The organism is Bowmanella yangjiangensis (assembly GCF_017255015.1).
In the GTDB taxonomy this organism is placed as follows: domain Bacteria; phylum Pseudomonadota; class Gammaproteobacteria; order Enterobacterales; family Alteromonadaceae; genus Bowmanella; species Bowmanella yangjiangensis.
This window is the reverse complement of the sequence record NZ_JAFKCS010000433.1, coordinates 1-655: the sequence shown is the minus strand read 5'-3', so window position 1 is coordinate 655 and position 655 is coordinate 1. Positions and strand designations below refer to the sequence as shown.

2 protein-coding genes are annotated in these 655 nt (G+C 66.0%); both read right to left on the bottom strand.

Annotated features, from left to right (window positions below; translation table 11 throughout):
• Positions 1–14: 14 nt before the first annotated feature.
• Positions 15–320: a hypothetical protein gene (locus tag J0A65_RS24990; RefSeq protein ID WP_047592565.1), complete on the bottom strand. Its 306-nt coding sequence runs from the start codon at positions 318–320 to the stop codon at positions 15–17.
• Positions 321–469: 149 nt separating this feature from the next.
• Positions 470–655 (bottom strand): carbohydrate kinase family protein (locus tag J0A65_RS24985; protein ID WP_206596927.1); only part of this gene is annotated, 186 nt, incomplete at its 5' end.

Sequence of the window (655 nt, the reverse complement as noted above, 5' to 3'; positions counted from 1 at the left end):
CAACTACTGAGGCGTTACCAGTAGACCACCAGCGTCGAGCCGGCATCCGCGACGGACTGCGTGGAGACCGACGCCGCCCCTGCATCGGGCTTCAGCGGCAGCGCTCGCCCGCGTCCGTCCTGCAGCTGGTACGCGGCCTGCTCACAACCGTTGCCGAGCACGCGAACGGCCTGCTGGTCACGCTCGGCGGACACTTCGCAGCGCTTGAGAATGGTGAGACTGATGTGCAGCTGCCCGCTGATCTGCTCAGCGAGAGACTGATTGGCGACGAGGCACAGAGCCACGGCCAGGAGGGAGGCAACAAGTCGGCGGTACGGCATGACAACGCTTCTACTGTGATGGTGGCCTGCTGGAGTTGAAGGTCAAAATCCATCCGTAGAAACGGTCACGGCTTCGAGGCGCGACCGAAAACAGGGCCAGATTATCGCGATATCACTTTGAGATCACGCCGATTCCGACGAACGCCCGTTCAGGGCAAGCGCCTGGCCAGGAAAGCACGGGCCGGCTCGACGATCTGCTCCTGCGCCGCGACCAGCGGCAGGTCGCGCGCGCCCTGCGCCGTTCGCTCGACCAGCGCGTAGAGCGTCGCGGTCGCCAGCTCCAGCGCCTGCGGCAGGGCCTGACCCGCCAGCAGGCGACCCAGCAAGGTGGCGGA